The following is a 10838-nucleotide window of genomic DNA, read 5'->3' as shown; positions in this document are numbered from 1 at the left end:
TTCCGCAGGGAATATGTGTATGACGGGGACCAGCGTTCGCCGCGTCGTTGCTTTTATTCAGGCAATCGACTGCGTATTGCACTGAAAGACCCGATCAAACGCTGCGCATATTCGGACGTTTCCGAGTGACATTGCCGGCGTCACATGCCGTGAACCACAACGTGTTTTCACTCTCCACGCCAACGGCCGCCAAGCACAAAACTTGACATGCCGATCGCTGCTTGCGGGCAAGCTTCGCACGTACAATCGGCCCCGTTTCCCGGGTAGCGCTTAGCGCTCCGCAGCGACAGGAACCCGGCACCAGATAAAGCTTGAAATAGCCAGCCAAACGTTGAAACAGGCTGGTGCAAATCCTTGCACCTTGAAGAACCTGAAGTGCGATTACGATCCGAGATACTCCGATATCTCATCGCTACCGCACACCGGATCAAGTCGTTACATGAACAGAGTAATCATTTCGGAATGCAAAATAAAAACCGAAACCGAAACCCGAAGCAGCTTGGCTTGAGGCTCTCAGCCGATCATTCAAGGAGAGGACCATGAGAGAACTCGACCGATCGCGTCGTGGTTTTTTGAAGGTGAGTGCAATCGCGGGACTGACCGTCATTATTGCGCCGCTCGGCAGTCGCGCGTTCGCTGCGTTATTTGAAGAAAAAGTCCTGACGCCGATTCAGTGGGATACAGCAACCGGCAGCGCGAAGTTTCGTATTGACGGCATCGCGAAGGTTACCGGTTCGAAGGTATTCGCGAGAGACGTTCGCGCAGCCGACATGCCGCACTGGCCGAACCAGCAATCGCACGCGTTCATTTTGCGTACGACGCAAGCCGACAGGTTGTACGAGGGTTTCGACCTCAGCTTGCTTGGCGACGAACTTCAACCCGACCGGATCATCACGGCAGCGGAGCTTGCCCGCGACGGTCTCGCTTTTCCCGCCTTTTACGGCGACGACATGCTGCTGCCGCCGGGAAAGACGCCGGCGTATCTCGGCCAGGCTGTTGCCATGCTGATCTATCACGATTTCGCACGCTTCCGGTTCGCCAAGGACAGGCTCCAGTTCCGCGATGAAATCATCCGCTATGGCGAGAAGACCGGCCCGCTCGAACGCGATCCGTGGGGCACGTTCCGCTTCGTGCGCGTGGGGGGACCGACAGCCTATGACGAGGATACGTTCTCAAGCATGAAGGACTCCATGCTGTTCCCGAGCGCGATGCGCAAGCACGAGCCCGTGTGGGCGGCGGGGCGCCTGGACGGCAAGCTGGACGAGCAGGGCATGTTCCATGCGCAAAGCATGCAGGGCGAACTCGATCATCCGCCGGCGGACTGGCTTGTGCTGGAGCGCAACTACAGTACGCAATCCATCGATACCGCCGCGCTCGAACCCGACAACACGAACTGCTGGTACGACGCGGCGACGCAATCGCTGCATATGGTCGTGCCGACGCAAGGCCCGCATGAAGTCGCCGAAAGCGCGGCGGGCATGGCGGCGAAGAGTCGCTTTCCGGTGAAGAACCTGTTCCTGCATCCGGTCTCGACCGTCGGCTACGGATCGAAGGATCACTTCACGGTTCCGTTCTACGGATTGATCGCGGCCATGTATGGCGACGGCCGTCCGGTGCGTCTTGCATTTGATCGCTATGAGCAATTCCAGACATCGATAAAACGCCATTCATCGAAGATGCATTATCGGATTGCAATCGACAAGAAAACCAGCCTCCTGCAATCGTTCAAGGCGGAGTTCGAAGTCGATGGCGGCGGGCGCTGCAATTTCTCGCCATCGGTGGCCATGGTGGGCGCATCCGCCGCGCAGTCGATCTACTACTTCCCGAAGAGCGACTTGACGGGCGTCGCGATCGCGTCCCGCGCGATCGACGCCGGTTCCGCGCGTGGTTACGGCACGCTTCAGACCATGGCCGCAACCGAGATGCTGATCGATGAAATCGCAACGCAGCTTGGGCTCGATGCTATCGATTTGCGGCTGAAAAACGCGTTGCGCTCGGGCATGAAGAATACCCAGGGCGCGATTCCCGGCGGCGCGATTCGTGTCGATGAAGTCCTGCAGAAAGCCAAGGTTCATCCGCTGTGGACCGGGCGTGCGCAGAAGAAAGCGGAGTTTGAACTCGCGCATCCCGGCAATCGCTACGGCGTGGGTTTCGCCTGCGTGCAGAAAGACTTTGGCACGGGCGCGGAGTCGTCGTTTGCCAAGGTTGAGATCGCCGCCGACGGCAAGATCACGATGCATCATTCGGGCGCGGAGATTGGCACTGGCGTGTCGACGTCGCAAGCAATCGCCTGCGCGAAGTGGGTCGGCAAGCCGGCCGCCGAGGTGCGCATGGCGATTATCGACTGGCCCGAGTTGCCGGTCGTGACAAGTGGCGATCCCTACATGATGTCGCAGGGCGAGCAGGACAAGCTGTCGGCAAATCCACGCTGGTCGCCGGGGGTGATATCGCCGTCGAGCGCGACTAATTCAGCTTTCTATTTCACGCATAGCACGCACGAAGCGGCACGCGTGGTTTTCACGCACGGTCTATGGCCGGCGGCGATGGCGATATGGAGTAGCGGCATAGGCGGCGGTCAGGCTGCGCCGCTCGTCGTGCGTCGTGAAGATGCGCGCTGGGTGGAGGGCAAGCTGACAGCCGCCGGTCTCGAGCCGTTGCCGCTCGAACAACTCGCGCGCAAAGCGCATGACCTCGCGCTCGTCACGGGCGCGGTTGTGCATGTGTTCAATCGATGGCAGTGGAGCGAAGCGGAATTCAGTATCGGTGGCGTGACCGAGCGTCTGCCTATCGACGGCTTGTCGCTGCTTCACGGCGCGGGCAAGGCCGATCCGGACAAGGCCAACGCTGCACCGGCCCAGCCTGCTTACCGCGCCCTCGATCGCAAGCGTGTGTTCATTGCGCCGGTTAGCCGCAACAACGCCGCGGTGACCTACTACAGCGCAGTCGGCACGCTCGTCGAACTCGCGGTGAACGAAGCCAGCGGTCAGGTCAGCCTGCTCTCGCATCACTCGATCATGGAGTGCGGCAACATGCTTTCGCCGCAACTGGTCTCAGGCCAGTTGCAAGGCGGCCTCGCAATGGGCATTGGTCATGCGCTGCATGAATATCTGCCGCTCTACGAAGAGGGTCCCGGCAACGGCACCTGGAACTTCAACCGTTATCGCCTGCCGCGTGCAAGCGATGTCGCCGTCTGGGCCCAGACCGGTGAAGTGCTGCCGCCCTTGTCCGAGACCGACCCCCCGAAGGGCATTGCAGAGGTGGTGATGATTCCGGTCGTCGGCGCCATCGTCAACGGGATTGCGCACGCCATTGGGCATCGGTTCAACGACTTGCCGGTGAAACCTCAAAACATTCAGGAGGCGCTTGCATGACTGCTGCCCACCCCACTCCGACACCGATCATGAACCAGCCCCTGATCCAGATGAAGCCCATTTCGCTGACGATCAACGGTGCTGCCATGGGTCCGATCCAGACCCCCGACGGCCTCATGATGATCGATTTCCTGCACGAGTACGTGGGCTTGACCGGCTCGCGGCTTGGCTGCGGGCAGGGCGTCTGCCACGCGTGCGTGGTGATTCTCGACAAGGCCGACGGATCGAGCGAGGAGGTGCGCACTTGCATCACGGGCGCCCACTTCTTCGACGGCAAAAAGGTGCGGACCATTGAAGGCCATGCCAAACGCAACGAGCAAGGCGAGGTAGTCGAACTCTCGCCGGTGCAGCAGAAATTCCTCGAACACTTCAGTTTTCAGTGCGGGTATTGCACGCCGGGGTTCGTCAATGCGGCGACGGTGCTGATCGAGCGGCTAAAGCGCGATCCGATTGCCAAGGCGTCAGTGGAACAGGAGATTACGAAAGCACTCGACGACCACATCTGCCGCTGCACCGGCTACGTGCGCTACTACGAGGCGGTCAGGGACGTGATTCTGAATACACCTGGACTTGTTAAGGATTCCGCATGAACCGGGCAATTTCATTTCGCCTCGGCGCACTTGCGCTATGCGTCGGCGCGCTGTCCGCTTGCAACGATCGTGCCGATGTAACTGCCGCAGCCCCCACGCATGAAACGGCCGCCGAGCAGATTGTGCGCGGTGGTTATCTGGCGAAAGCGGCCGACTGCGCGGCCTGTCACACGATGCCCGGCGGCGCGCCGTTTGCCGGTGGCGTGAGGCTCGGGTCGCCGTTCGGCACCTTCTACGGCACGAACATTACGCCGGATTCCGAGCACGGCATCGGCAAGTGGAATGCGGCGCAGTTCTACAAGACCTTGCACGACGGCGTGGCGCCTGACAAGCAACTCTATCCGGCAATGCCTTACACGTCTTACCGGACAATATCCCGTGCCGACAGCGACGCTATCTATGCGTATCTGATGGCGCAAAAACCGGCCGCCGTACCGAACCGGGAACCCGATCTGAAGTTTCCGTTCAACGTGCGGATTGCCGTGATGTTCTGGAACATGCTGTTCCTCAAGGACACATTGCCGGATGCATCGGCGGGAACTTCGGCTGACTGGAACCGCGGACGATATCTCGCCAATGCGCTGGGTCACTGTGCCGAATGCCACACGCCGCGTGGTGCGTTCGGGCAGATGAACGGCGCGAAGACGTTGCAAGGGTCAACGCTTGGCCGTGTCCAGCCGCCGGATATCACCCCCGCGGGACTTGCCGCGCGAGGCTGGAACGGCGCTGATTTGCAGACATTCTTCGCCACGGGAATCAGCCGCCAGGGTCCTGCGTTCGGTGAGATGCATCCGGTCGTGATGCTGAGCACTCAGTACCTGAACCAGGGTGACCTGCGCGCGTTGTCGACCTATATGCTCGGCGATGCGCCGCTTCCTCCCGCGCGGGTTCAACCGGGCGCAGCCGATGCCGCGCAAGCGGCAGCCGGCCGGAAGAGCTATGTCGCTGTGTGCGCGGGGTGTCACGGGCTTGGCGGGGAGGGCAAGCCTCACGTGGCGGTATCGATGCAAGGAAGCTCCACGCTGCGTCAGGCCAATCCACATAACCTGCTTGTTGCGATGCTCGATGGCGTGGAAGCCGCCGACTTCGCGGGAACGGAACACATGCAGGCCATGCCGGGATTCGCCACCACGCTCAGCGACGATGAACTCGCGAATCTGGCCAACTACCTGCGCTCGAGTTGGGGTGGGCAGCCGGGCGACGTAACGGCGGCAAGCGTCAAGGCATTGCGCTAAGCCTCTTGGTTCTACAAGTCGAAAGGCGCTACCGTGTCATTCAAACGGTAGCGCCTTTCGCCGCCATTTGCCGCTGCAATTCCGGCCAGATCTTCGCGACCGCTTCCTCACCGGCAAGGATGGCCGCGTTGCGTTGGCCGAAGTCACTGCCGCTCATGGCGGCCAAGTTCGGGCGGATGACGAAGTCGGCGTATTTATCGAGTTCGTACGCCTTGATGGTCTGACCCATGATCGTGAAAGTCTGCATCAGGACATCGAAGGAACTCTGCGTCAATGCCGTCTCCGGGCGCGCTGAAATATCCACCGCGATGACAAAATCCGCGCCCATCTTGCGCGCGAACGCTGCCGGCACCGGGCTCACCAGGCCGCCATCCACGTACTCATGACCGCCGATCTTCACCGGTTCGAAGATGGACGGCACGCTGCACGACGCGCGCACCGCAATGCCGGTGTTCCCCCGCTGGAACAAGATGGGCTGTCCGGTCTTCAGGTCCGTCGCGACAATGCCGAGCGGCTTCGCCATCTTCTCGATCGGCCGATTGTCGAGGGTCTTGTTCAGGTAATTCTGCAGCGCGACGCCCTGCAGGAAACCGCGTGTGCGAAATGGCATTGCCCAATCGCTGATCGACGCTTCGTCCATGGTCAGCGCGAGCTTGTTAATGGCAATGCCGGTCATTCCCGACGCCGATAACGCCGCGATCACCGAGCCCGCGCTCGTGCCGCTCAGCAGATCCACCTTCAAGTTGCGCGCTTCGAGCGCCTTGATGACACCGATATGCGCAAACCCGCGCGCCGCGCCGCCGCCCAGTGCAAGGCCGATCCGCACGGTCCGCTGGGGCGTGCTGGCGCCCGGTACTGGCGACGTGGGCGGCACGGGAGTCACGGCTGGATTGAGCGCGGTGGTGGAACTCGTCGTCGTGGTGCAGGCCGTGAGCACGGCCGATGCGCAGCCAAGAGCGAACGCGCGCCGCGACAACTGAGGCAGCGACGAAAGCGAGGGTGGCGAGGGTGGCGATATCTTCAAGGAATTCTCCTGCGATGCAACGGGGGACGAGCTTGGGGCGTGGCGGGTGAAGGTCGCCCAGGCGGTCTGGTTAGCTGGGGATGACCGGGGTAATAGCCGCTTGCTGGCCGAATGGTTAAGCCATTCACTAACGGCGCACATGATAAAACATGATGACCCCCGAAAGCAGGGCAAAAGCGCCCGGCGGGTATAATTCACACTCGTTTTGACCGCTCGCCAAGTTCGTCCATCAGACGCGCCGAAGCCGGTCCCCGATATATCGCTTGCCGGGCTCCTCCCGTGCCGGCAAACGCATTTGAGCTATCGAGCACACCGCACATGACCCAAGTCCGTACCCGTTTCGCTCCCAGCCCCACAGGCTTCATCCACCTCGGCAACATTCGCTCCGCGCTTTATCCGTGGGCGTTCGCGCGCAAGATGAAGGGCGTTTTCGTGTTGCGCATCGAGGACACAGACCTGGAGCGATCGACCGACGCGTCCGTCGACGCGATCCTTGAAGGCATGGAATGGCTCGGCCTCGACTACGACGAAGGTCCGATCTATCAAATGCAACGCATGGACCGCTATCGCGAAGTGCTTAGGCAGATGCTTGACCAAGGCATGGCCTACCACTGCTATATGTCGACGGAAGAACTCGACGCATTGCGTGAACGCCAGCGCGAGGCCAATGAAAAGCCGCGTTACGACGGCACGTGGCGCCCTGAAGAAGGCAAGGTGCTGCCGCCTGTTCCGGAAGGCGTCTCGCCCGTCATTCGCTTTCGCAATCCGTTGGGTGGTGTCGTGAGTTGGGACGACGCGGTGAAGGGCACGATCGAAATCTCGAACGACGAACTCGACGACCTCGTGATCGCGCGCCCGGACGGCACGCCAACGTATAACTTCTGCGTGGTCGTGGACGATCTCGACATGAAGATCACTCACGTGATCCGCGGCGACGACCACGTGAACAACACGCCGCGCCAGATCAACATCCTGCTCGCGCTGGGCGGCGAAGTGCCGGTGTACGCGCACTTGCCGACCGTGCTCAACGAGCAGGGCGAGAAGATGAGCAAGCGCCACGGCGCAATGAGTGTGATGGGTTATCGTGACAGCGGTTATCTGCCGGAAGCCGTGATGAACTATCTGGCGCGGCTTGGCTGGTCGCATGGCGATGCGGAGATTTTCTCGCGTGAACAGTTTGTCGAATGGTTCGACCTGGACCATCTGGGCAAGTCGCCGGCGCAATACGATCCGGACCGGCTGAACTGGCTGAACGCGCACTACATCAAGGAAGCGGACAACGCGCGGCTGGAAACGCTTGTGAAGCCATTCCTGGCCGAATTGGGTATCGACGCCACCATGATCGAGCAAGGAGCGCCGCTCGAGCTTGTGATCGGTCTGCTGAAGGACCGCGCATCGACGGTCAAGGAAATTGCCGATAACGCCGCCATGTTCTATCGGGAGCCCGTGATCGATCCCGCGGCGCTCGCGCAGCATGTCACCGAAACCGTGCGTCCTGCACTCGCGGATTTGCGTCAGGCACTGAGCGAAGTGGAGTGGAGCAAGGAAGCCATCTCGGTGGCGTTCAAGGCCACGTTGACGACCCACAAGCTCAAGATGCCGCATCTCGCCATGCCGGTGCGCCTCCTGGTCGCGGGCACCACGCACACACCGTCCATTGACGCGGTGCTGATGTTGTTCGGCCGCGAGACGGTGCTAGGCCGACTCGACAAAGGCATTGCTTAAACTGGAACATGAGCACGGGTGTGGGGTAAGGTGAGGTGAGGTGGCGCGGGCGCGTGGCATTGTCGCGAACGGTGTTCAGTTCGGGCCTCAAGTTTGCACCCTAAGAACGAACTATTTTCAGATGCTGGGCTAAAAGGTATTTACAACTTCAAAAGTGCCCTTTAGAATCTCGTTTCTGTTCTGCAAGGGGGGTATAGCTCAGCTGGGAGAGCGCTTGCATGGCATGCAAGAGGTCAGCGGTTCGATCCCGCTTACCTCCACCACAGAACAGAAATGAAGCTTTTTAAAGCGCCAGAGCATCGGAAAAAAAGCTTCACAAGAATCACAAAGCTGTTTATAATGTCGTTCTTCGCTGCTGACTGACAAGAAACTGATTAATAAGCTTAAAGTAGTATCAAGCGATTAAGAAAGTATTAATCGAAGTTAATCAGAATCAAGTTCAAGATTAAGCGAAAAGAGTAAAGACATTAACTGAAAAGTTTATGTCCCCATCGTCTAGAGGCCTAGGACATCACCCTTTCACGGTGAGTACAGGGGTTCGAATCCCCTTGGGGACGCCAAAACATCGGCGGCTGCCAGAAGCGCTGCAAGTTTGATGAGCCAACCAACCTCACGAACTGATGGAAAGAAGTGGAGCGGTAGTTCAGTTGGTTAGAATACCGGCCTGTCACGCCGGGGGTCGCGGGTTCGAGTCCCGTCCGCTCCGCCAACAAGTTGTAAAAGAAAATCCAGCTTAAGCTGGATTTTTTTCGTCCCCGTTTTTCCTCTCGTTTTACGTCCGCCTCGTTTCTTCGTACTCTTTCCCGCCATTCCGCCTTCGGTTCCTCCGGCTATTCTTCCTACACCGTCCCCGTTGCACCTTGTTGAACGTGTGGCGTGCGTGACATCGAATTTGCGCGCCCGTAAAACTCTCCATTGCCAGCGCGCACCGGCTGACTTAGTGTTGATGACTTGATTCAGTGCTTTCATCGCGCCATGCTCGATCCCACCGAAGCTCTCTCGCCGTTTCAGTTGCGCCTGGCGTCGATGGACGATTTTTCGTTCGCCGAGGCGCTCACGCGCAACAACATGAACGGCTACTATCGCCGCCACAATCTCGTGTGGCGCAGCGACCTTTTCCTCGGTAGCTGGCGCGAGTCGGAAAACTTCGTGCTCGAGTGCGACGGCCATGCGATTGGCGTCATGCGCGTGACGGAAGAAGACCAGTCGCTGCACATCCGCGACGTACAAGTGGTGGAAGGGTGGCGCAGGACGGGCGCGGGAACATTTCTCCTCGATACCGCGCACCGCTGGGCACGCGCACGCGGATTAAAAGAAACGCAGTTGCGCGTATTCGTCGATAACCCGGCTGCCCGGCTGTATATCCGCATGGGTTATAAAACCGCGGGTTCGCGGCTCGCGCAATTTGGTGCGATCCGCCATATGGTGCGCGGCGTTTAGCATTTCAGCGTTCGCCAGATCCACCGTTTTGACTGTCGTCTCGCGGCTCGCCGTCGCGGACAAAAAATGCCCGCGGACTTTCGCCGAATGCACGTCTGAACATCGCGGAAAAAGCGCTTTGGCTTTGATAGCCGAGCAGCAACGCAACTTGCGCAAGCGGACGGCCCTGGCTCAGTAACGGAATCGCCCGCGCCAGCACGGCTTGCTGACGCCATTGCGAAAAACTCACACCGAGTTCACGCCGGAATAAACGCGCGATCGTGCGCGTGCTTGCGCCTGCGAGCGTCGCCCAATGCTCGAGTGAATCGGCGGAAGCAGGATCGGCGAGGACGGCTTCGCATAATGCGAGCAGGCGTTTGTCGGTGGGCATCGGAATGGAAAGGGGCAGCGGGCGTGAGCGCGTGATTTCGTCGAGTGCGAGCGTGCCGAGCAGGCGTTCGCGCTCGCTCGAAATCGTACGATCATCCAGAGCAACAGCCACCTCGCGCAGCAGCGGCGACACTTCCACGACGCGGCACGCATCCAGTCCCGGCGGCACCACGCTTGCATCGATGTACAACGTCCGCAGAAACGCGTCTTCCACGATAACGACTTCATGTGTCACGTTCGGCGGCACCCAGATTGCCCGCGACGGCGGCACCATCCACGTTGACCCTTCCGCTGCGATGCGCAGCACGCCGCGCGTCGTGCATGCGACTTGTGCCCACGCGTGCGTGTGCCGCGCAATCCGGACGCCGGCCGGCACGGGCCGCGAGCGAACCCGAATGGGATGCGCGAGCGTTGGCGACGACTCGGCCGGAATGTCGAGATGCTCGACTTCTTCGGGCTGGGGTTGTTGCAGTGGTTGCAGCGGATGATCGATGGGCGTGAACATGGTTTTTTAAGCGCTCCTCCACCGTGATATTAAAGGCATCCGGGCGGCCGGGCTTTGAAGTGGGCGGACGGACGGTTTCTCTCGGCCGAGGCACCACGACATATCGACTGTCTTATGCACTTGGCATAATGCGCGTTGAATCTCACGGAAGGAATGAAGGCATGCAACACGTATTCGTCTACGGCACGCTGCGAGCGGGCGAGAGCAACGACATTCGCCTCGCAGCCGAGCGTAACGGGATCGCGGCGCCCGTACTAATTGGTTCGGGTCATATCAATGGCCGGCTGTACGATTTCGATGCCTATCCAGGCCTCGTGCTCGATCCTGCGGCGGGGCCGGTACATGGCGATATTTATCGAATCGATGAAACGCTTGTGCCCGTGCTCGATGAAATCGAAGAGATCGTGCCGGGTGTGATCGGCTTGTACCGCAGCGAGCGCTTGCACGTGACCGTTCACGTGGATGGGCGCGCGCAGGAAATCGATTGTCTGGTTTATCCGGTCAGCGAGGAGGCGGTGGAAGGTTTGCCGCGTATCGATAACGGCGATTGGGTCGCTTATCGAAAATCAAGGTCGTAAC

Annotated in this window: 8 protein-coding genes and 3 tRNA genes; 9 read left to right on the top strand and 2 right to left on the bottom strand. The window is 60.0% G+C overall.

Going from position 1 to position 10838, the window contains the following annotated elements:
- The first annotated feature begins 539 nt into the window (after window positions 1-539).
- From ACSQ83_RS12590 to ACSQ83_RS12580, 3 genes are read left to right on the top strand one after another with little or no spacing between them, the layout of a single operon-like run.
- On the top strand, window positions 540-3371 hold the full coding sequence (locus ACSQ83_RS12590) for a xanthine dehydrogenase family protein molybdopterin-binding subunit (protein ID WP_436228329.1): 2832 nt from the start codon (window positions 540-542) through the stop codon (window positions 3369-3371).
- A complete protein-coding gene (locus tag ACSQ83_RS12585) occupies window positions 3368-3961 on the top strand; it encodes a (2Fe-2S)-binding protein (RefSeq protein ID WP_436228328.1) in 594 nt (197 codons plus the stop codon). The genes ACSQ83_RS12590 and ACSQ83_RS12585 overlap by 4 nt, the downstream gene beginning before the upstream one ends.
- Window positions 3958-5196, top strand: a complete 1239-nt coding sequence (locus tag ACSQ83_RS12580) for a c-type cytochrome (protein WP_436228327.1) — start codon at window positions 3958-3960, stop codon at window positions 5194-5196. Before ACSQ83_RS12585 ends, ACSQ83_RS12580 begins: the two co-directional genes overlap by 4 nt.
- A 40-nt stretch (window positions 5197-5236) precedes the next feature.
- Here the strand turns inward: ACSQ83_RS12580 and ACSQ83_RS12575 are convergent, their stop codons facing one another.
- Window positions 5237-6364, bottom strand: a complete 1128-nt coding sequence (locus ACSQ83_RS12575) for a patatin-like phospholipase family protein (RefSeq protein ID WP_436228341.1) — start codon at window positions 6362-6364, stop codon at window positions 5237-5239.
- 174 nt (window positions 6365-6538) lie between these two features.
- Here ACSQ83_RS12575 and gltX point away from each other — a divergent pair, with 174 nt between their 5' ends.
- From gltX to ACSQ83_RS12550, 5 genes are all read left to right on the top strand, one after another.
- Window positions 6539-7945 carry a glutamate--tRNA ligase gene (gene gltX / locus ACSQ83_RS12570; RefSeq protein WP_436228326.1) on the top strand — a complete coding sequence of 469 codons (1407 nt, stop codon included), beginning with the start codon at window positions 6539-6541 and terminating at the stop codon, window positions 7943-7945.
- A gap of 187 nt (window positions 7946-8132) precedes the next feature.
- A tRNA-Ala gene (locus tag ACSQ83_RS12565) sits at window positions 8133-8208 on the top strand.
- A gap of 221 nt (window positions 8209-8429) precedes the next feature.
- Window positions 8430-8505 (top strand) — tRNA-Glu (locus ACSQ83_RS12560).
- A gap of 72 nt (window positions 8506-8577) precedes the next feature.
- Window positions 8578-8654, top strand: a tRNA-Asp gene (locus ACSQ83_RS12555).
- Window positions 8655-8920: 266 nt separating this feature from the next.
- Window positions 8921-9385: a GNAT family N-acetyltransferase gene (locus ACSQ83_RS12550; protein WP_414948319.1), complete on the top strand. Its 465-nt coding sequence runs from the start codon at window positions 8921-8923 to the stop codon at window positions 9383-9385.
- A 4-nt stretch (window positions 9386-9389) separates the two neighbouring features.
- Here the strand turns inward: ACSQ83_RS12550 and ACSQ83_RS12545 are convergent, their stop codons facing one another.
- A complete protein-coding gene (locus tag ACSQ83_RS12545) occupies window positions 9390-10259 on the bottom strand; it encodes an AraC family transcriptional regulator (RefSeq protein WP_436228325.1) in 870 nt (289 codons plus the stop codon).
- 161 nt (window positions 10260-10420) lie between these two features.
- On the opposite strand from ACSQ83_RS12545, the gene ACSQ83_RS12540 reads away from it, so the two are divergent.
- Window positions 10421-10837: a gamma-glutamylcyclotransferase family protein gene (locus ACSQ83_RS12540; protein ID WP_414948321.1), complete on the top strand. Its 417-nt coding sequence runs from the start codon at window positions 10421-10423 to the stop codon at window positions 10835-10837.
- Window position 10838: the final 1 nt, after the last annotated feature.

Origin of the sequence: Caballeronia sp. LjRoot29 (assembly GCF_964252755.1) — a bacterium.
Lineage (GTDB): Bacteria > Pseudomonadota > Gammaproteobacteria > Burkholderiales > Burkholderiaceae > Caballeronia.
The sequence above is the reverse complement of the archived record's forward strand: the minus strand, read 5'-3'. Positions and strand labels throughout refer to the sequence as shown.

Coding starts and splice junctions, on each gene's coding strand:
- ACSQ83_RS12590 (WP_436228329.1), top strand. CDS start 540: ATGAGAGAACTCGACCGATCGCGTCGTGGTTTTTTGAAGGTGAGTGCA.
- ACSQ83_RS12585 (WP_436228328.1), top strand. CDS start 3,368: ATGACTGCTGCCCACCCCACTCCGACACCGATCATGAACCAGCCCCTG.
- ACSQ83_RS12580 (WP_436228327.1), top strand. CDS start 3,958: ATGAACCGGGCAATTTCATTTCGCCTCGGCGCACTTGCGCTATGCGTC.
- gltX (WP_436228326.1), top strand. CDS start 6,539: ATGACCCAAGTCCGTACCCGTTTCGCTCCCAGCCCCACAGGCTTCATC.
- ACSQ83_RS12550 (WP_414948319.1), top strand. CDS start 8,921: ATGCTCGATCCCACCGAAGCTCTCTCGCCGTTTCAGTTGCGCCTGGCG.
- ACSQ83_RS12545 (WP_436228325.1), bottom strand. CDS start 10,259: ATGTTCACGCCCATCGATCATCCGCTGCAACCACTGCAACAACCCCAG.
- ACSQ83_RS12540 (WP_414948321.1), top strand. CDS start 10,421: ATGCAACACGTATTCGTCTACGGCACGCTGCGAGCGGGCGAGAGCAAC.